We start from the raw sequence: 18,762 nt of genomic DNA, 5'->3' as shown, positions 1-18,762 counted from the left end.
TTGGGGTCCAGACCAGCCTCGGTGATCACCACACCGCCATAGGAGTGCCCCACCAGGGCCACCGGCCCGTCCTGCTCCGCCACGACCCGCAGCGTCGCCGCCACGTCCCCAGCAAGAGACTCGGTCGGATTCTGCACCACACTGACGTTGTAGCCCGCGTCCACGAGGCGCTTGTGAACGCCCTGCCAACCGGATCCATCAACGAATCCACCATGAACGAGGACCACATTCCGTACTGCAGGATGAGCAGTCACGACGGCATCTCCCCCTCAATATAGGGAATTTATTCGGACTCGCTCAGCTTAGGGATTCGCCCGGTGCATGGCTTCTGTCAGATGGCCTAGATCGGCCCCTTGCCGACGCCTGAACCGCGCGAGTGTCGGCGAGGGACGCCACCCATCCGTGCGCAGCCAACTTCTCTTGACAGTACGGTCGTTGTGCGGTCATTCGGTTGAGCGGGCCATGGGAATCGACTGGTACGCGGCCAGGGGGCGCAGAGTCTTACCTTCTTGCCGCTGCTGAGCGAATGGTGGCTTGCGCCCGGGGGCGGGGTTGTCAAGGAACCGGTTACGCATGGGCTGCCCGAGCGGCACCGGCATGTGTCGCTTCTCGTAGTGGACGCGTTGACTCATGTGCGGCGTGGACAAGGTGATCATGTCGCCCTGGCATCACGCCCCGTAAGACAGCATGCTTCTCAGCTTCGCCAGACAAGCGCCACTGAGGAGGAGTCGCCCCCGCTTCGCCGCCTCGCGTGCTGCCGTTTGCGCGGTGCACGACTCGGCCCAGTGGGCAGTTAGCCAACCGACGGCAGAGGCTCAGCGCTGGTCGGCCGGGGGCGGGACTGCGCCAAACCTGGCTTCGCTCGGTGTCATGCCGAACTCCTGCCTGAACACGGTGGCAAACGATGAATGAGAACCAAAACCGCATGAGTGGGCGATCTGGGAAATCGAATGATCGGCCCAGCTCGGGCTCGCCAGCCGGGTCCGGGCGAGCTGTAGTCTCTCCCGGCGAATCAGCTCACGCGAGGTCGTGTTGGCTGCCTGCAGCACCTGTTGGACGTAGCGTGTCGACCAGCCGAGAGCCCGCGCAATGCTGCTGACGTCAAGGTCCTCGTCGCAGGCATGTTGCCGAATGTAGCTCCGGATCTCCGCCTCGACGGTTGCCCGTTGCCCCGATGGCGCCGAGTCAGTGGCGCCATCGGCGGCTAGGCACACCAGATCGAGCAGGCGTTCGCACGCTATGTCGAAGGTTACCTCCGAGAACTGTTCGCGCTCCTCCTGCAGCGTAGTCATCATCGTGTGAATCACCCGGCCCAGGCCGCTGGCCCCGCTGAACAGTTGCGCCTCACGGGTAGCCTCAGGGCTGCGGTCAACGACTGCCTGGCCCGGCACGATCAACGAGATCGACTTGAAGCCGGCATCGTGCGCGTATGTCACTGGCCGATCAATGTCGCATAGGGCCATGAATCCGGGACGGATTTCGACCGACGACGGTCCCTGCTCCACCCAGGCCGCTCCCGAGAGCGGAACGAGCAGTTCGTACGTACCCCGAGGGTCGGACCGTATGTGGCGGGCCTGCCGGGTGACCTTTTGCTGACCGCCGTAGCACAGCGCGATGCCGTGCGCCCGAGACTGCTGCCACTCCAGGCGCCCCATCCACGGGGCGAGGTGATCCGCGATTGTGATCCGGCTCGCGCCGTGCAGGCCAGTGAAAACCTCGTCCCACGCGCCCGCCGAAGTGATGGACTCAATCCTCTTCCACTCGTACACACTTCATTCAACCACTTCGCCAACCACGCAAGCAACTCGGCATGTAAGAATTCATGACCACCATCTCGCAATTCAAATTGAATCCGCCGCGACATAGCCGAAGACGCAGAACGCATAATCGCCATGCGAGATTCCATCTTCTCGCCGGCACATGACAGCAGGCTTCAGAAATCCCCGCCTGCGAGTATCGCAATCGCCAACGTCTAATAGAGCCGTTTCCTGTGCGAGCACTGCAAAGGATAGGCCGCCCTCGACTGCTTCAGCGTGCCACGCAGACGTCGAGCCAGGAAAAACAGGGACGCAGAATTCAAGATGGACTGCTCTCTCCACCGCCCAGCTGGCACATCGGCAACCGGAAACTGCCGCGCCCCTGACCATTCCTCGCGAGGAGGATCAACGTAAGGGGGGTGGGTCTCCTCACCGTCACTACACTCGCGATTTCGCGAGTCAACTCACCCAACGGCCGTGGTGAAACCGTGAGCCTTTTACGACTTGGTGCGTGATAGCGGTTGAGATGTCTGCGTTGGCGAGTGTCATGATCTGTGTTTGGCGATCATGGTCAATCGAGCGGTCCTCGCGCATCGGCTGTTCACCGAGGTCTCGTAAGGTCATCTGGGCCGCCTGGTCGAGGAGTTGGCCCACCATGGCAGGCCGCGATCGAAGGCCGCCGTCACGCTGCACGTGGCGGTGTCAGGAAGCGGGCGGCGGGTGCCGGCGCCCGGCATCAACTGGTGTTCGTCGACCGGGTGGTGGCCACGCTCATTCATCTGCGGCATGACCTTCCGCATGCCGTGCTCGGGCGGCTGTTCGGCGTCGATCGTTCGACGATCACCCGGGCCGTCGCAGAGATACGCGCCCTCCTGGCCCAGCGAGGCTGTGCGGTCCCCGACCACCCTGACCTGCGGCTGCCCACGCTGGCGGACGTATTCCTCAGGCACCGGTCGACATGGCGCGGGAACCCGCGTGGCTGGACCTGGAACAGCACTTGGAGCACTGGTCACCGCCTGCGGCCCCTATGGCGCCTGCCGGTCCGGTGACGTACTGCGGGAGCTGCGGCTACGGGTGGGTCACCGGTGAGGACGGCCGAGCCAGCAAGAGCCCATGCTGGACCAGCGGGCCGCCATGACCGGGCCCCGATTTCACTCACCGAAATCAATGGTGACGTGCCGTGAAACTTCACCGCCCCGCATACTCAGGCAAACACGGAGGGAATGGGTCAGCATGATCATGATCCCTATTGGAAGCGGTGAGTTGGCGCCGTACGGTGCCACGTACATCGCACCGCGACACCCGCCGCATGATGCGCCGCCGTCTCGGGAGCACCATTCCCGTCACGTGCGTCGGGCGTCACCGAGGTTACGCAACCGATGCCAGGGGGAGGCCACCCGTGCCGAGCACCACCGACCAGCGCCACCTTCAGCTCCGCCGAGCACGCCAGGGCGCAACAGTGGCCGTAACCGTGATCGCGGGCATTCTCGCCCTGGCCGCATGCGGCGGCGACAAGGAGTCCACGAAGTCGGCCGCTGCCCCGGGCTCTGTGCAAGCGACCACCTCGAAGGCGGCCGCGGCGTCGCCGGACCCGTCGACGGCCGCGAAGGACCGGGCCGTGGCCGCGTTCCAGGGCCTGGTCGACGCGGAGACCGCAGGGTTCGCGAAGGCCACGTTCGAGGGCACCGACATCGAGCACTACGCCTCCGGTCAGGTGCTGGCCGACGGGAAGAAGACGCTGGTGATCAACCGGGCCAACGGCATCGTCACCAAGGGCAAGCCCGCGTTCACCGTCACCAAGGCCACCGTGGACCTGTCGGTGAGCCCGCACCGGGGCTCGTTGACCGTGTGCTGGGACGACACGAACTGGACACCGGTGAAGAAGGCGACCGGTAAGAGCGTTGCCGCGCCGAACCAGGCCCAGCGGTACGTGGTGAACTCCAAGCTCCGCACGATCGGGACCCGGTGGGTTGTTACCGACAGCACCGCCGCGCGGGACCAGACGTGCTGACGCGGATGCTGGCGGCCGCCGCCATGGCGGGCGCTCTCGGGCTCGGATCGGTCGGTCCGGCTGTTGCCGACAACGGGGTGGTTTGCCCCGCCATCGGCGACTGCTCGGTCGGGGTGACCGTGCCTGGCAAGCCCGGCGGCACCACGACCAGCGACACGGGAACAGGGGGCAGCAACGGTTCCCGCCGATGCGAGGACACCCTGCTGAACGTGGAGGTGCCCTGCTACCTGAAGGATCTGGGGTGGTGGAGTCCGAACTGCTACTTCAAGGTCATGGAGCCGCAGCCGCCGGCCGGGGATCCGGCCTGGCAGGGTCACAAGCCCGGTGACGGCGCCGTGTACGACGCGTACTGCCCCGATGAGGGGCCGCCGGTGCAGTGGCGTGCCGCTCCGCCGCCGGGCATGGACGGCGGAGTCGACCCGGCCCAGCTCGCTGCCGAGGCCGTGAAGCGGCTGCCGATCGACGGTCCGGACATCGGGATCGTGCCCGAGCCCGGCAGGACGGGTGTGGTCGGGATGCCGGTGTGGCTGTGGAACCGCACCAGCGCCCGAACCTGGGGCCCGGCGGCAGAGTCCGTATCCGCGGGCGGCATCACGGTGACGGCGACCGCGCACGTGTCGCAGATCGTGTGGGACATGGGAGACGGCCACACCGTCACCTGCGGCGCCGGCACCCCCTACAAGGAGTCGGAAGGCGCGAAGGACTCCCCCAGCTGCGGCTACCGCTACGCCACCACGTCCGACGGCGGTAAGGGCGATGTGTTCTGGGTGACCGCGACCGCCACCTGGGACGTGCACTGGGCCGGCGGCGGACAACGCGGCGACCTCACCACCACCCGCTCCTCCCAGGTCCAACTGCGCGTCGGCGAAGTCCAAGTCCTCGGCCAGTGACCCGCTGACCTCCCCACACAGGAGGCACCCTCATGAGCAGCATCACCCGATCCGTCGCCCCGCCCTCCGCGGCCGCGGACGCGCCGACAGCCCCGGCGGGGCCGCAGGCCGGACCGGTCGCCGCACCGCGGATGGTCCGGCAACGCCGGCGCCGCCCCGGGCTGATCGCCCTGTCGGTCGCGCTGATCGCCTCCGGGGGCCTGTCCGGAGCCGTCCTGTACTCCAGCTCCGGTCACCGCACCCCCGTGGTCGTCGTCGCCCGGGACGTACCGGTCGGCGCCCGCCTCACACCGCAGGACCTGACGACAGCCTCGCTCGCGCTGGATCCGGCCGTGCAGTCCGTGAAGGCCTCCCGAGCCGACGGGCTGGTTGGGCAGCGCGCAGCGACCGACTTGAAGGCGGGATCGCTGCTCGCGCCGTCCCAGGTCACCGACCGGTCCCTGATCGGACCCGGTGAGCAGCTGGTTGGGGTCAGCGTGAAGCCGCCCCAGCTTCCGGCGACGCCTCTGGTGCCCGGGGAGAAGGTGCTGATCGTGTCCACCCCCGACCCCAGCGCCGCACCAGGCCGAGACGCGACCAACGGCGACGGCCCCATGGCGGAGAACGGGGTGGAGCCGGTGACGCTGTCGGCGAAGGTCGTCGCGGTCGGCCGGCCCGCGGCCGTCACGGGAGCCGTGGTCGTCGACGTCGCCGTGCCCGCCACCGAAGGGCCCGCGCTGGCCGCCCGGGCAGCGACCGGGAACGTCGCCCTGATCGTGGTCGCCCGGGACGGTTCGTGATGGCGGTCATCGCGCTGGCCGGGGGCCTTGGTGCGCCCGGAGCGACCACTACGGCGATGGCGCTGCTGCTGACCTGGCCGCTGGAGGTGGGGCATCGGGTGGTGCTGGCGGAGTGCGACCCGGACGGCGGGGCGATCCTGCCCGGAGCGTTGCAAGGCACGCTCGGTGGTGCGCACGGGCTGCGGAACCTCGCGCTCGCAGCGCGGCAGGGTCAGCTCGGTGAGGCGTTCTGGCGGCAGTTGGTCGACGTCACCGACGCCGGCACCCGGGACCGGCTGGTTCTGCCAGGTCTGTACGACCCGGCGCACGCCTCCTCGATGAGCCCGGTGTGGAAGCCGCTGTCAGCGATGTTCGCCGGGATCGAAGCCCACGCCCATGATGTGCTGGTCGACCTCGGCCGGCGCGGGGCGTTCGGCCCGTCGCAGGTCCTCGCGCAGCGCGCGGATGTGGTGCTGCTGGTCGCCCGGAACACCCTGCGAGGGCTGCAGGGCACCGAAGTCCGTCTCGCCGCGCTGCGGGAGCAGCTCGGCACCACGGCGGAGGTGCGGCTGTTGCTGGTCGACGCCGGGCCGTTCCCGGCCGCCGAGGTCCAGCGGCAACTGGGTGTTGAGGTCGTCGCCACCCTGCCGTGGCGGCCGCGTGAGGCTGCGGTCCTGTCCGACGGCGGCGAGCAGCCGCGGAAGTTCGAGCTATCGGAAGTGATGCGCGCGGCCCGGTCGGCAACCACGCGGATCCGGCAACTGGTCGCCACCCGCCGGGCACGACTCACCGCTCCTGGCCCGGGTTCCCTCGAGGGAAGGGCGATGACCGGTGCGCGCTGAACCCCTGCATCACCAGCCTGGGCCCCCACCAGTTGACGCTGTCCCGGTCCGGGCGTTGCGAGCCGCACCGCGAGATCCCCTGCCTCGGCCTCCGGGCGTGGTCGACTACACAGCGGTGCGGCTGATCAAGAAGGAGGTCGGTGAGCGGCTCGGCGAGCTGCTGCGCGCCCGGCCGGGGATGAGCGCCGCCGCGCAGGAGCAGCAGGGACGTGCGCTGATCAATGAGCAGGTGGCTATCTGGTCGGACGCCGAGGCCGTGCGTCGCGGGCAGGCCACCAGCCCGGCGGAGGACGCGTCGATCGCCCAGGCGGTGTTCGATCTGCAGTTCCGCGCCGGCCGGCTTCAGCAGCACCTGGACAACCCGGCGGTGGAGAACATCTTCATCAACGGCTACCGCACCGTGGTCCTGGACTTCACCGACGGCCGCCGCGCCCACGTCGCGCCGGTCGCAGACTCCGACGAAGAGCTCCGCGAGCTCCTGCGCGATCTCGCACGCCGCACCACCGGGCAGGCGGAGCGGAGCCTGTCGACCGCGGACCCGTTCCTCGCTCTGCGGCTCGCGGACGAGTCGCGGCTGCAGGCGGTCATCGACGTCACGCCGGGGACGTATGTGACGATCCGTCGGCACTCCATGCGCCACGCCGACCTGACCGAACTTGTGCAGCGCGGCATGCTCGACTCCACGCTTCAGGCCTTCTTGTCCGCGTGCGTGCGGGCGGAGAAGAACGTCATGGTCGTGGGCGGTCAGGCTGCCGGGAAGACCACGCTCCTTCCTGCACTGCTGCGGGAGATCGACCCGCAAGAGCGGTTCGCCACGCTGGAGATGGAGTACGAGTTGTTCGCGCACGAGAACGGCTTCCACCAGCAGGTCGTGCCGATGGAGGCTCGGGAGTCCAACGGTGAGCGGGTCGACGGCCGGGCCGCCGGCGAGATCACGCTCATGGACCTGATGTACCGGGCGCTGCGGATGTCGCTGGCGCGGATCGTGGTCGGTGAGGTCCGTGGCCCGGAGATCGTGGCGATGCTGCAGGCCATGACGAATGGGCAGGGCGGCAACCTGTCCACGCTTCACGCGATCCACCCGTCGGTGGTGTTCGACCGGATCGCCGAGCTGTATCTCCTGGCGCAGGCGAACATGAGCGAAGCGCTGGCGTACCGGCAGGCCGCGAACGGGCTGGACTTCATCGTGTTCGTCGCGTCCATCGATGAGACCCGTATCGGCGGGCATCGGCATCGGTTCGTCTCCCACGTGCTGGAGGTGACCGGGATCGGCGAGGGTGGCCGCCCCGACACGAACCTCATCTTCGGGCCGCGCCCGGAGTGGGACGAGCCGAGAGCGATGCCGCTGATACACCCGCGGTGCGTCGCTGACCTGCGGCGGGCCGGCTTCGCCCCGGAGCTCCTGGACGAGCCGGCCGGCGCCTGGCCTGCTCAGCTGCAGCTGATGATCCGGGAGGCTTCGTGAACGGCACGGGCCTGCTGCTGTGGGGCATCACCGGCGCCGCGTTGGTCGCCGGGCTGGTCGGCATCGTTATCGGCGTGACCGGCACCGATGCTCCCCGAAGGCCGTCCATGTGGTCCCGGATACAGGCCGCAGGGGCTGCGGGTGTCGGACGTCGGGCGCTGGAACAGCGCAGGACCCGGCTCGCTGCCGGTGCCGTTGCCGGCGCGGTGGTGTGGGCAGTGACGGGGGTGTTTGTGGCCGGCGTGCTGGTGCTGCTGGCCGTGCCGGGGGTTCCGTGGCTGCTGGCGCCGACCAAGGGCGCGAGCCTTCGGATCGCCCGGCTGGAGGCGCTCGGGGACTGGACGCAGCGGCTGTCGAACGTGCTGCGGCTCGGCCGTGGCCTGGACGAAGCCCTCGCGCTGTCCGGGAAGGGGGTGCCGGAGCCGATCGCGGGCGAGGTAGGCGACCTGGTCGACCGGCTCGCCGTCGGCTGGCGGCCGGCCGATGCGCTGCGCGTCTTCGGTGACGCACTCGACGACGTGACCGCGGACAAGGTCGTCGCCGCCCTGGTGCTGTCAGCAGCGGATCGCGGGCCGGGGCTGGCGCAGGCGTTGGACGACCTGGCGACGTCGGTGCACGAGGAGGTCGCCAAGCGGCGGCAGATCGCAGCGGACCGGGCCAAGCCCCGCACCACCGTGCGGTGGATGACCCTGATTACGCTCGGTGTGGTCGCCTTCGGGTTCCTCATCCCCGGCTACACCGCCCCTTACGGTTCCCTGCTCGGTCAGCTGGTCCTGGCGCTGCTCGCTGCCGCCTTCGTGGCGGTGCTGGTGTGGATGCGGCAGCTCGCCGATCACCACCATGTGCCGCGGTTCCTGATCGCCGACCCCCGCAGCCGCGTCAGCGGACCGGCGACACCTCTCCACGCTGGCCCTGAGCCGATCGGTGGCCAGGTCGCCCTCCGTCGCGGGGAGGCACGGTGATCCCGGTGGGTGCGCTGCTGGCCGGCGCCACGGTCGGCGCCGGGATGGCGCTGCTGGTCAAGGAACTCCTCAAGCCTGCGCCCGCGTTGGGCCCAGCGCTGCAGCGCATGAATCACCCCGCTCCCCCGGCCCCCGAGCTGGACAGCGCGGACCGCGATGAGCGGTGGGGGGCGTGGCTGGTCGACCACCTCGGCGGTCTTCCCGGGCTGCGGTTCCCCGGAAGAAACTTGCACTGGTGGGCACGTCGCCGAGCCGGTTCCTGCTCGCCAAGACCGCTCTCGCGGCCGCGGGGCTGCTGGTGCCCCCGCTGGCGGGGATTCCGCTGCTGCTGCTCGGCCTGCCGCTGTATCTGCCGGCCGTAGTCGGTGCGCTGTTCGCCGCAGTGCTGTGGTTCGCACCCGATCTCGCCCTGCGCGACCAGGCCCGGCGCGCACGCGAGGAGTTCGCGCACGCCATGGCCGCATACCTGGACTTCGTCGCCCTGCGCCGCGCCGGGAACGTCTCCGCCGAGCAAGCTCTGGAACAGGCCGCGCAGGTCGCAGGCGGCTGGGCGTTCGCCCGGATCCAGCAGGCCCTGATGCAGTCCCGGGTGGACAAGGTCCCGCACTGGGAGAGCCTGATCCGGCTCACCGCCGAACTGGACCTACCGGCGCTGGAGGACCTGGCGGCCATCATGCGGCAGTCCACGGACGACGGCGCCGCCGTCTACGCCACGCTTCGCGCCCGCGCGCGGAACCTGCGCACGGAACTGCTGGCCGCGCAGGCCACGGAGGCGAACGCCAACAGCGAGAAGATGACCGCCCCCGGCGCCCTGCTGGCCGTGCTGGTCATGCTGCTCATCGCTTTCCCCGCAGTCATCCGCATCCTCACGACCTGACCTCCACGCCGAAGGAGCGCTGATCCATGCATCACCTGACCCGCGCCGCGACCGTCGCTGTCCTGTGGGTGCGCGGCCGCCTCGAGCAGGGCCGTGCCCGCGGCAGCGACCGCGGCGACATCTCCATCACCACCGTCATCATCTGGGTCGCCGCCGTCGGCGGCGCACTCGCCATCGCCGGCACCATCGGCGTGATCGTCGGCAAGTACAACGGCCTGCTCAACGGGATCTGACCAGCCGATGGCCAGGGCAACGGGGACGAGCAGCAGCGCGATACGGGTCGCCCGTCGGGTGGCGGCCGCAGCCGGGCGGCGTGGTGACCGGGGCGAGGCGTCGATCCAGATGGCGATCGTGTTCCCGTTCGTCATCTTGCTCACCCTGGCCGTGGTGCAGGCCGGCATGTGGTTCCACGCCCGCAACATCGCCCTGGCGGCCGCCCGCGAAGGCGTCACCGCCGCCCGTACCTACCAGGCCACCGATGCTGACGGCGCCGCCCGGGCACGCGAGGTCCTGGGGCGGATTGCCGGTGACAGCCTCCGGGCCGCGGCCGTCAGCACAGCAGGCAGCGGCACGGAGTCCGTGCGGGTCACCGTGACGGGGACCGCCCCGTCGCTGCTGCCCGGTATCGGAGGCTTGGACGTCAGCCAGTCGGCCACCGGCCCACGCGAACGATGGACTACGCCATGAGGCGCGCGACGGGAGATCGGGGAAGTGAGTCGGTCCAGGCCGCGATCGTCACGCCGCTGCTGATCGCGTTCCTGTGCCTGGCCGTCGCTGCCGGACGCCTCGCCGTCTCTGGTGGAAAGACCGATGCGGCCGCCGAGGACGCCGCACGCGCCGCGTCGCTGGAACGCACCCAGCTCGCCGCGCAGTCCGCGGCCGCCGAGGCTGCCACCCGCTCGCTGGAGGACCAAGGTGTCCACTGCGCCGGCATCGACGTGGACGTCGATGCTTCAGGACTCGCCGTCCCGATCGGTCAGGTCGGGTACGTCACCGTCACCGTCCGCTGCACCGTCGACCTGTCCGATCTGCTGCTCCCGGGAGCTCCCGGTTCCAAGACTCTGACCAGCAGCTTCACCAGTGTCGCGGACGCTTTCCGAGCGAGGCAGGGATGAAGCCGACCTCACAGCCATCCGTCCGCAGCCGCGGTGACCGGGGCGGGATCGCGGTGTTCGTCGCGATCTGCACCGTGGCGCAGCTCGCGATCGCCGGGCTGGTCCTGGACGGCGGCGGCAAGCTGCGTGCCACCGAACGCGCCGACGCCCTCGCGCTGGAAGCCGCCCGCGCCGGTGGCCAGGCACTCGATCCCGCCGCTGCTGTCACTGGCACCGCGATCCGCGTCGACCCCGCAGCCGCGCAGGCCGCCGCCACCGAGTACCTGCGCCAGGCCGGCGTCCACGGAACCGTGACCGTCTCGCCGGACCGCAGCGAGCTGACCGTCACCGTCGACACCACCTACGCCACCCGGTTCCTGCCCATCATCGGCATCGGCTCCATGGATGTCACCGGGCACGGCGCCGCGACGCTCCTGCACGGCGTCGAACAGCCGGAATAGCCCACGAGAAGGGCCACCCGCCATGCCCCAGCCCTCTGTTGTCCGTCCGCCGCGCAGACCACCCACCCGCCAGGCACGCACCCGGAGCACCAGCATCCGCGCGGTCGTACGCGCGGCCGCGAGCCTTCTGCTGCTGGCTGCACTCCTGCTCGGCCTGCCGATGCTGCTGTTGTGGGGCACCGCCATCGTCGGCCCGCCCGGCATCCAAGCTCTGGGCAACCTGCTGAGCACGCAGGACTCCGGACAGGTCTTCCTGCTCGTCCTCGCCGCGGCGGGCTGGGCAGGATGGGCCGGCTTCGCGGCCGCCGTAGCTGTCGAGGTGCCGGTTCAGCTGCGCGGCCGGACCGCACCGAAGCTACGGCTGCTGGTCGGCCAGCGCGCGGCCGCCGCACTGGTCGGCGCCATCCTCATCGCGCTGCCCACCGGCACCGCTCTGGCCTCACCGACCCCCGCCCACACTGTCACCACCACCGCGGCGGCCGCCAGTTCTCCCGCCCGAGGCGGACATGCCGCGGCCACCCCGGCCGCGACTGCTCAGGCAGAGCAGCAGGACGGGACGGTCACGCATACAGTGCGGGCGGTCCGTCCGGCGGAGAGCCTGTGGTCGATCGCCGAGGACCGGCTCGGCAACGGCTACCGCTGGGAAGAGATCGCCGCCCTCAACGACGGGCGCACCATGACCGGCGGCACCGTCTTCCGGGCGGAGGATCCGATCCGGCCCGGCTGGGTGCTGCTCCTGCCCGACGACGCCGCGCCCACCGGACCCCGTGCGCAGGGCGGCCGTGGGAGCGCCCTCGAGGAAACCGGGCCGGAGGGGTACACGGTACGGCCGGGCGACACCCTGTCGCAGATCGCCGAAGACGAGCTCGGCGACGCCGACCGCTACCCGGCAATCTTCCGCCTCAACCGGGGCGAAGCCCAGCCTGGCGGCCGCCACTTCACCGACCCCGACCTGATCTATCCAGGTCAGCACCTCGACCTCCCCGGATCGGACGCGTCCGCTACTGCTGCCAGCCCGCAGCAGGACAATCGCGAGCACTCGCGCGACCGCACCCCGCCCTCGGGCAACACCGACGTTCCCAGCGGACTCGACCGGACGGCGAGTCCCTCCACGGCACCGCAGGCGGCGCCCACTACCGCAGCTGCGACACCGTCGGCGGTCGCATCGCCGAACGGGGAGACGTCGCTGCCGACGTCCACGCCCAGGCCGACAGACCCCTCACGTCCGACCGAGACCGCTGTGCCCGACAGGAATCCTGACCACGCACGGCCGACGCAGCGCACCAGCGCAGCCACCGAACCGACCGCTGCTACCCCGCCCGAGTCGCCGCGGTCCGGGGCGCCCTCCGCAGCCGAGGCACCTGCCGCCTCGCCGTCGACACCTCCCGCGCCGTCACCCTCCGCAGACTTCGCCCCGGCAGGGCGCGCTGACACCGCGCCGGATTCCGGCATGGAGCGCCAGGTCGTGCTGATGGCCGGGATCGGTGCCTTGCTGGCCGCGTTGCTGACGGGGGCCCTGGGGGTGCGACGGATCCTTCAGCAGCGCCGGCGCCGGGCAGGCGAAACCATTGCGATCGACGACGACCCGACCCGGACCGAGCAGATCCTGCAAGCCGCAGGCGAGCCGGCCGGCGTCGCACTGCTCCATTCCGTGCTGCGCACCCTGGCCCACCGGGCGGCCGAGTCCGGCGACCAAGTGCCTGCAGTGCAGGGTGCCCGGGTCACCGCGTCCGGCGCGGTACACCTGGTCGTCGACGACCCCGAAACCAATCCGGTCCCGCCGTTCACCGCGGGCCAGTCGGCCGGGGTGTGGGTGCTGGACAACGGTCTGCCGCTGCTGCCAGCGGAGCAGGCGCGGCAGGTTCCCGCACCGTATCCGGGGCTGGTCACGCTGGGAGCCGCCGAGTCCGGTGACCTGGTGTTGATCAACCTCTTCCAGACCGGTGGACTGCTGCTGGACGGGACGCCGGAGGATGTTCTGGCGGTGGCCCGGGCGTTGGCGCTGGAGGCGGGCACCAGTGCATGGAGCGATCACACCGAAGTCCTCACCGTGGGACTGGGAAGCCGTCTCGCGGGGCTGTTGCCGAAGGGCCGGTTGCGGGCGATGCCGCATCTGGCGTCGGTGGTCTCCGACCTCGGGGCGCTTCTGGTGGAGGTGTATCAGCATGGCGAGGACCAGGCGGTGGAGCCGCTGCCGTGGATCCTGATCTGTGCGGCCGATGTCGATCCCGAGCAGGTCTGGCAGCTCGCCGACGCGATCGCCGCCGCCCGGCACCTGCCGGTCACCGTGGTCCTGCCCGAGACCCCGGCGACACGGCAGGCCTTCCCCGATGCCGGCGCCGTTCCGGTCGCCCGGGCCGCGAGGGCGGTCTTCCCCCAGTGGGCGTCTGGCCCGGTGGAGTTGCAGCGGCTGTCGGATGAGCACTACCGGGAACTGGTCCACGCTCTCGACGTCGCGGATCAGCCCGCGGACCGCGCGACGGGCACGTGGCAGCTCGCCGAGGACCATGCTCACGCTGCCGCGACCGCGCGGCCGGCTCCGCATCCCATGTTGCTGCACCCGATCGCCGACGACGCCGGCGCGGACGCGGGCGCCGAGGCAGGCAGCCCGTTCCCGGCTCTGCTGGCGACCGCCGACCCGGGCCGGATCCACCTGGTTAAGGCGCCCTCGCCGTCCGGCACGGACTCAGCTGCGGAGCCCGCGAACCAGGAAGACGCCATCGCTGCGGACAGCGGGGAGGTCGTCAGCGCTGCCGGTGAGGTGGCGTCGATACCTGAGCCATCCGGCCCGAGGGCTCCTGAGATCAATGTGCTCGGCTCTCTCCAGGTGTCCGGGATCACCGGCTCCGGGCATGGCCCTCGGCTGGAGACGCTCGCGGCACTGATCTACCTCAAGCCCGGGAGGAACGCCGACGCGCTGTGCACGTTCATGGATCCGGCCTCGCCGTGGACGACCCGCACCCTGCAATCCCGGATGTCGGAGATCCGAGCCCGACTCGGCTCCACCCCGGACAACCAGCCGTACCTGCCCCGGCCCAGAGCAGGGTCGGGATACGCGTTCCACCCGTCGATCCGCTCGGACTGGGCGACCTTCCAGGACCTCGCGACCCGGGGCCTGGCCTCGGGCCCGGCGGCGGGCATGGCGGATCTGGAAGCCGCTCTTGCTCTGGTGCGGGGCCGGCCGTTCGACGGTCAGGAGTATCCGTGGGCGGTGTCGGTGCAGCAGGAGATGCTGTCTCGCATCGTCGACGTCGTGCACACGCTCGCTACTTGGCACTGCGCAGGTGACGCGCCGGACTGGGACGCGGCCCGGGGGGCGGTGCTGCGGGGCCTGGACATCGATGAGACCGCCGAGGTCCTCTACCGCGACTGGATCGCGATCGAGCAGGCCGCCGGGAATCACTCGGGGGCCCGCAAAGCGGTGGCGCGGGTCACCGAGGTCACCCGGGCTTACGACATCTCCATGGACGCGCGCACCGAGCACGCCATCGCCGAGGTGCTTGCGGAGTCCGGGGACCTGGCGGCCGCACCCGGCGGCGCCTGACGCCCCACGCGAAGCGGGTGCCGGCCGCGACGGGGGAACGCGGCCGACACCCACTGCAGATCAGCCTAACGCCGATACGGGGGAGGTAAGTCATGGTCGCCGCACTGCGGCTTGAAGTCACCGGAGTGGTGGAGACGTTCGAGCTGCCCGAGGACTACCCCCGACAACGTCAGGTACTGCGCGCTCTGCTCAGTGGCGCCGTCGACGGCTCGGTCTACCACCGGCGTGCCCTGATCCACGTCCACGGCCAGGGCTCCTTCAGCCCGGCCCGGCAGCTCAACGTCGCCGCGTGGGCGCTGGCCAGCACCTGGCGCGGCACCGAGCTGCCGTACGGGCTGTATGGCACGGCTGTCGTGACCGGTCCGAACCGATCCGGCGGCGGCTCCCACGCGTTAGACGACGATCTGGTCCAGGAGGTTCAGGAGGTATCTGCGGCTGTGGCCGATGTCCTCACCACGTGGCAGGTCACACCGCCGCACGCCGAGGCCGCGGCCCGGAATGCGGTTCGTGCTGGCGTCCAGCTTCGACGGAGCCACCCTCGATGCATAGCGAGCCCGGGCTGGCGGCCGGGCGGTGCTCTGCGGTGATGCTGACGTCGGCTGCTTCTCGTCCGCAGGCTAGCGGCGCGGGACGAGAACGGACGAGAGGGTCGTAAGAGGTCGTCTCATTTGGTGAGTCTGCGGTAGCAGATGAGGGTGCAGGCGATGCTGGTGAAGGCCAGGAAGTGGTCGGCTGAGCGTTCGTAGCGGCGGTGGAGCCGGCGGCATCCGGCGAGCCAGCTCATGGTGCGTTCGATCTTCCAGCGGTACCGGCCCAGGCGCGCGGAGGATTCGATGCCCTTGCGGGCGATGCGGTGGGCGATACCTCGTTGCCGTAACCATCGTCGCAGGTGAGCGTAGTCGTAGGCTTTGTCCGCGTAGAGCTTCGCGGGCCTGCGCCGACGTGGACCACGGCGTGAGCGGGTCGGCGGTATGCCGCGGATTCGGCTGGCTGATGCGCTCACGCCGGCTGGCCAGCGATTACGAGCAGCGGCCCGACACATCCGAGGTGTGATCCTGTGGTCGATGACCATGCTCATGACCCGCCGCCTCGCAGCCCGGACACGAGCGCGAACCGCCCCGACGGTTCCTTGACCAGCCCCCCTCCGCCATCCGAGCCGCCTTCGACCGCACCCCCTCGACCTTCGCCGGCACGCACTCCAAAGCCGACCGCAGGCCAACGCCGCCGGAGAGGCGGCCAGGACCCCGACGATCCGCCGATAGTCCGGCGACAGCGCCGACACCTCGACGCCTTCACCCCTGACCGGCACCACCGCCCCCGAGGCCCTCCCGCCCTTCGGCGTCGGCGTCGGCGTCTGCGTCTGCGTCTGCGTCTGCGTCTGTGTCTGGGCAGTGTTCTCCGTAACCGGCGCTGCCGTCTTCTCTACGTCAGCACCACCGCCCGCACCAGCGAGAACCTCGACGAGAACCTCCCGCGCAGTCACGAACCGTTCCCAGAACAACTCCGCGTCACGCAACTCGGCAAGGACGCGGTCCGCTTCCTCACGCAACACCTCAACCCGCTGCCGGGCACCCCGTTCCCGCTCCTCCAGCAACCCGACCACCGACGGCATCCCCGAACCTCCACGATCAAGACGACACGACGTGTCCTGTCTGCCACACAACCCGCCGCACCATGCCTGACCAGCAGAAAGTCAGCGATCAAGTACGGAAAGACAACAGCGTCTAAGAATTGTCTGACCCCCGCCTGGCGTACTGGATACCGCTTCACGGACTCCGCATCGATCTCGAACCGGGTCACGTAACCGGGTCCAGAGGCGGGCACGTTCCAGTCGCAAGCGATGCGCACCGCACAGTCCTCGTTCAGGACTACCTCGTCAAAGTTGGCGACGAGGAGCGCCCTGTCTCACCACGTTGCTTCCTGCAGGGTTTTGATCACTTCGACTGCTCCGATCAGCTCGGCCAGGCCGAACCCATGACCTTCTCAACCATGCTGACGTGACGGAAACCGGGAATGAAGTGCACCAATACGTCCGAACTTATGGTGGCGTAGGTGGTGTCCGGGCGGTCTCTGGTTCCCTCGAGAAGGGCCTGCAGGAACCCGTTCTTGAAATCGCCGCGCGGATGAACAGCGGTGATCTCGTCTACCAGGCCGCGATCCAGCTCCTCCAAACCTACGCCCAGCACGTCGGTCAGCACGCCGTGGTTTGTGGCGGCGATCTCCGGGCCCATCCGGCCGGGAATACTCGGCGTGCTGTGCAGCGCGATCGCCTCCCAGACCACGTCGGCGGCCGTGGCCGAAAAGTCGCGGTCTAGCAGGAACTTGCGTGCGTGGTCGGCGCCATCGAGCTCGAAGCGCTGCTCCACGTCGGAGAAGGGCGTCAGCAGGCCGAGGTCGTGGAAAATGGCGGACAGGTAGAGCAGCTCCGGGTCCGGCCGCAGACCGACCTCGCAAGCATGAAGCGAGGCGAAGAAGAAGACGCGCCGGGAGTGATGGAAGATGAGGGGGCTGGTCATCCGCCGGATGTGGCGGGTGGCTTCGGCGACCGCCACCGTCTCGGGGACCTCCACCCCTGCGATAATTTCGGTCATGAGCTGTGCTCTTTCTGGTCTCGGCGCTGCGAGTGGAAAGTGCGTCCATCTGCATCAGAAGGTTGTGCGTTCGAGTTTTCTCGTCCAGGGGGAACTTGGAGTTCGCCCGCCTGTTCTCCGAGCCCTGATACGGCCTCAGGTCGTGCATTCGACACGGATGGGGTGGGACAGCACCGGGTGATAGCAGTAGCCCAGGTCATTCCAAGGGACGGTGTCGGGCTGGGTACGGCCCTGGTCGTCGGTGGCGCGTACCCGGATGGTGTGATCGCCGGGTTCGGGATCCCAGCTGAACTGCCAGCGTACCCACGCCCCCGGTATCTCCGGCGGAGCCAGGGACGCCTCCTGCCAGGAACCCTCGTCGATGCGGTATTCCACCGCTGTGACCTGGTTCTCTCCCGCGAACGCACGCCCCCGGATGACTTGCGGTACCGGCCGCAGCCTTGCTGGCCAGGTCAGTTCTACCAGGCTCGCCACCGGTATGCCGGTGATCGGCATACCGAGTGAGGGCGCCTGCGGAGGGTAGTCCGGACCGATCAGTACGTAGTCCTCGGTGTTCCACGGAACGTGCAGCGCATGTTCGGAGACTTCGATCCGGCCCACCCACTTGATGCTGGCGGCACCGAGCCATCCGGACACCACGACCCGAGCCGGGTACCCATGATCGAGCGGCAGCGTCTCGCCGTTCATGGTCAGCGCCAGCAGGGTGTCGTCGGCAAGCGCCTTGGCCAGCGGCATGGGCCGGCGGGCCCTGATCTCGTCGAGCGCTTCCGGCATGACCTCGCAGGCTCTCGGGGTGATCCCCGCCGGTTCGATCAGGTCGCGCAACCGGATGCCGGTCCATTCGGCAGTACTGATCGCGCCGCGGCCCCACTGGGTACCTTGGAATTTATGTTTGTACTCTGCGCCGAACAGCACACGGCGGTTACCGGCGCACTCGATCGTTCGGACCATTGAGACCAGCGGAAAGTGATCCACCAAATCGGCGTAGGTGTAGGTGATCGGCTCCCGTACCCCGCTTCCTTCGATCCGGAGCGACCATCTCGCCGCGTCTAGATGGGGGGTCGGTGTGTGGCTGCGAAGGAAGAAGCGGTCGATAGGGGTGATGTAGCCAGGTATGCGGTCCGGCCGAATCCCGTAGTCTAGACCGGTCCCGGCGTCCTCCATGAGCTCGAGGGGAGTCGGCTTGACAACTTTTAGTTTTCTAACCCCCTCAAGTGAGGGATGATCAGGCTCGCTTCCGCGTAGGGGACCACTCAAGGCGCATCGCCTCCCAAGGCTGGCTTGAGTCTCTTCCCGAGGCCCCCACCTGGCCTAACCTCTTATATTATTGTGCCATAGCGGATTGCGGCTTGCCGTTCAAAGAGATCGGAAACGGGCAGCGCGTCCGACTCCAGCGGGATACGGAAGACCGTCCATTGGGGTCCGGAGATCTCTTCTGGGAGCTCCGGCGGTGCGACGGGTTCCAGGGCGAGATCGGCGAACCGCACGTGGAAGGGGTGGCAGTAGACTT

General features: G+C 69.3%; 17 protein-coding genes and 2 pseudogenes. 14 read left to right on the top strand and 5 right to left on the bottom strand.

Features of this window, described 5'->3' with window-relative positions:
• Together ABZ312_RS37180 and ABZ312_RS37175 are read right to left on the bottom strand one after the other, a co-directional pair.
• Positions 1-254, bottom strand: a 254-nt coding sequence (locus ABZ312_RS37180; protein ID WP_500439642.1) for an esterase/lipase family protein, incomplete at its 3' end; no start/stop codon positions are given.
• A gap of 561 nt (positions 255-815) precedes the next feature.
• Positions 816-1,769, bottom strand: a complete 954-nt coding sequence (locus ABZ312_RS37175) for a helix-turn-helix transcriptional regulator (RefSeq protein WP_500439641.1) — start codon at positions 1,767-1,769, stop codon at positions 816-818.
• Positions 1,770-2,381: 612 nt separating this feature from the next.
• Between ABZ312_RS37175 and ABZ312_RS37170 the strand changes: the two are divergent.
• The 14 genes and pseudogenes from ABZ312_RS37170 to ABZ312_RS37105 form a co-directional block, all read left to right on the top strand.
• Positions 2,382-2,698: pseudogene (locus ABZ312_RS37170) on the top strand (helix-turn-helix domain-containing protein); the annotation flags it as partial.
• 530 nt (positions 2,699-3,228) lie between these two features.
• Positions 3,229-3,768, top strand: a complete 540-nt coding sequence (locus tag ABZ312_RS37165) for a hypothetical protein (RefSeq protein WP_500439640.1) — start codon at positions 3,229-3,231, stop codon at positions 3,766-3,768.
• Positions 3,762-4,658, top strand: a complete 897-nt coding sequence (locus ABZ312_RS37160; protein WP_500439639.1) for a hypothetical protein — start codon at positions 3,762-3,764, stop codon at positions 4,656-4,658. The genes ABZ312_RS37165 and ABZ312_RS37160 overlap by 7 nt, the downstream gene beginning before the upstream one ends.
• A gap of 32 nt (positions 4,659-4,690) precedes the next feature.
• Positions 4,691-5,437 (top strand): SAF domain-containing protein, encoded by a 747-nt coding sequence (locus tag ABZ312_RS37155; RefSeq protein WP_500439638.1) that lies wholly within the window; start codon positions 4,691-4,693, stop codon positions 5,435-5,437.
• Complete coding sequence (locus tag ABZ312_RS37150) at positions 5,437-6,258, top strand: CpaE/TadZ family protein (protein WP_500439637.1); 822 nt, start codon at positions 5,437-5,439, stop codon at positions 6,256-6,258. The genes ABZ312_RS37155 and ABZ312_RS37150 overlap by 1 nt, the downstream gene beginning before the upstream one ends.
• A gap of 178 nt (positions 6,259-6,436) precedes the next feature.
• Complete coding sequence (locus tag ABZ312_RS37145; RefSeq protein WP_500439636.1) at positions 6,437-7,723, top strand: TadA family conjugal transfer-associated ATPase; 1,287 nt, start codon at positions 6,437-6,439, stop codon at positions 7,721-7,723.
• Positions 7,720-8,685 carry a type II secretion system F family protein gene (locus ABZ312_RS37140; protein WP_500439635.1) on the top strand — a complete coding sequence of 322 codons (966 nt, stop codon included), beginning with the start codon at positions 7,720-7,722 and terminating at the stop codon, positions 8,683-8,685. Before ABZ312_RS37145 ends, ABZ312_RS37140 begins: the two co-directional genes overlap by 4 nt.
• Before the next feature lie 235 nt (positions 8,686-8,920).
• Positions 8,921-9,562 (top strand): type II secretion system F family protein, encoded by a 642-nt coding sequence (locus ABZ312_RS37135; RefSeq protein WP_500439634.1) that lies wholly within the window; start codon positions 8,921-8,923, stop codon positions 9,560-9,562.
• A 26-nt stretch (positions 9,563-9,588) separates the two neighbouring features.
• Positions 9,589-9,795 (top strand): hypothetical protein, encoded by a 207-nt coding sequence (locus ABZ312_RS37130; RefSeq protein WP_500439633.1) that lies wholly within the window; start codon positions 9,589-9,591, stop codon positions 9,793-9,795.
• A gap of 7 nt (positions 9,796-9,802) precedes the next feature.
• Positions 9,803-10,249: a TadE/TadG family type IV pilus assembly protein gene (locus ABZ312_RS37125; RefSeq protein ID WP_500439632.1), complete on the top strand. Its 447-nt coding sequence runs from the start codon at positions 9,803-9,805 to the stop codon at positions 10,247-10,249.
• A complete protein-coding gene (locus tag ABZ312_RS37120; protein ID WP_500439631.1) occupies positions 10,246-10,677 on the top strand; it encodes a TadE/TadG family type IV pilus assembly protein in 432 nt (143 codons plus the stop codon). Before ABZ312_RS37125 ends, ABZ312_RS37120 begins: the two co-directional genes overlap by 4 nt.
• Positions 10,674-11,117 (top strand): hypothetical protein, encoded by a 444-nt coding sequence (locus ABZ312_RS37115; RefSeq protein ID WP_500439630.1) that lies wholly within the window; start codon positions 10,674-10,676, stop codon positions 11,115-11,117. Before ABZ312_RS37120 ends, ABZ312_RS37115 begins: the two co-directional genes overlap by 4 nt.
• 22 nt (positions 11,118-11,139) lie before the next feature.
• Positions 11,140-14,661 carry a LysM peptidoglycan-binding domain-containing protein gene (locus ABZ312_RS37110; RefSeq protein WP_500439629.1) on the top strand — a complete coding sequence of 1,174 codons (3,522 nt, stop codon included), beginning with the start codon at positions 11,140-11,142 and terminating at the stop codon, positions 14,659-14,661.
• A 92-nt stretch (positions 14,662-14,753) separates the two neighbouring features.
• Positions 14,754-15,248, top strand: coding sequence for a hypothetical protein (locus ABZ312_RS37105; RefSeq protein WP_500439628.1), 495 nt, complete (start codon positions 14,754-14,756; stop codon positions 15,246-15,248).
• Positions 15,249-15,325: 77 nt separating this feature from the next.
• Here ABZ312_RS37105 and ABZ312_RS37100 read toward each other — a convergent pair.
• The 3 genes and pseudogenes from ABZ312_RS37100 to ABZ312_RS37090 form a co-directional block, all read right to left on the bottom strand.
• A pseudogene (locus tag ABZ312_RS37100) lies at positions 15,326-15,643 on the bottom strand (transposase); the annotation flags it as partial.
• 970 nt (positions 15,644-16,613) lie between these two features.
• Positions 16,614-17,252: an HD domain-containing protein gene (locus tag ABZ312_RS37095; RefSeq protein WP_500439627.1), complete on the bottom strand. Its 639-nt coding sequence runs from the start codon at positions 17,250-17,252 to the stop codon at positions 16,614-16,616.
• Positions 17,253-17,387: 135 nt separating this feature from the next.
• Positions 17,388-18,416, bottom strand: coding sequence for a sulfite oxidase (locus ABZ312_RS37090; RefSeq protein ID WP_400805131.1), 1,029 nt, complete (start codon positions 18,414-18,416; stop codon positions 17,388-17,390).
• Positions 18,417-18,762: the final 346 nt, after the last annotated feature.

The sequence above is a fragment of the Streptomyces sp. NPDC006207 genome (assembly GCF_040613835.1).
Classification (GTDB): Bacteria; Actinomycetota; Actinomycetes; order Streptomycetales; family Streptomycetaceae; genus Actinacidiphila.
Note: the sequence above shows the minus strand (reverse complement) of the source record. Positions and strands in the feature narration are given on the sequence as shown.

Excerpts from the sequence above, each read along its gene's own strand:
- ABZ312_RS37155 (WP_500439638.1), top strand. The coding sequence starts at position 4,691 with ATGAGCAGCATCACCCGATCCGTCGCCCCGCCCTCCGCGGCCGCGGAC.
- ABZ312_RS37150 (WP_500439637.1), top strand. The coding sequence starts at position 5,437 with ATGGCGGTCATCGCGCTGGCCGGGGGCCTTGGTGCGCCCGGAGCGACC.
- ABZ312_RS37145 (WP_500439636.1), top strand. The coding sequence starts at position 6,437 with ATGAGCGCCGCCGCGCAGGAGCAGCAGGGACGTGCGCTGATCAATGAG.
- ABZ312_RS37130 (WP_500439633.1), top strand. The coding sequence starts at position 9,589 with ATGCATCACCTGACCCGCGCCGCGACCGTCGCTGTCCTGTGGGTGCGC.
- ABZ312_RS37125 (WP_500439632.1), top strand. The coding sequence starts at position 9,803 with ATGGCCAGGGCAACGGGGACGAGCAGCAGCGCGATACGGGTCGCCCGT.
- ABZ312_RS37120 (WP_500439631.1), top strand. The coding sequence starts at position 10,246 with ATGAGGCGCGCGACGGGAGATCGGGGAAGTGAGTCGGTCCAGGCCGCG.
- ABZ312_RS37115 (WP_500439630.1), top strand. The coding sequence starts at position 10,674 with ATGAAGCCGACCTCACAGCCATCCGTCCGCAGCCGCGGTGACCGGGGC.
- ABZ312_RS37110 (WP_500439629.1), top strand. The coding sequence starts at position 11,140 with ATGCCCCAGCCCTCTGTTGTCCGTCCGCCGCGCAGACCACCCACCCGC.
- ABZ312_RS37105 (WP_500439628.1), top strand. The coding sequence starts at position 14,754 with ATGGTCGCCGCACTGCGGCTTGAAGTCACCGGAGTGGTGGAGACGTTC.
- ABZ312_RS37095 (WP_500439627.1), bottom strand. The coding sequence starts at position 17,252 with ATGACCGAAATTATCGCAGGGGTGGAGGTCCCCGAGACGGTGGCGGTC.
- ABZ312_RS37090 (WP_400805131.1), bottom strand. The coding sequence starts at position 18,416 with ATGGAGGACGCCGGGACCGGTCTAGACTACGGGATTCGGCCGGACCGC.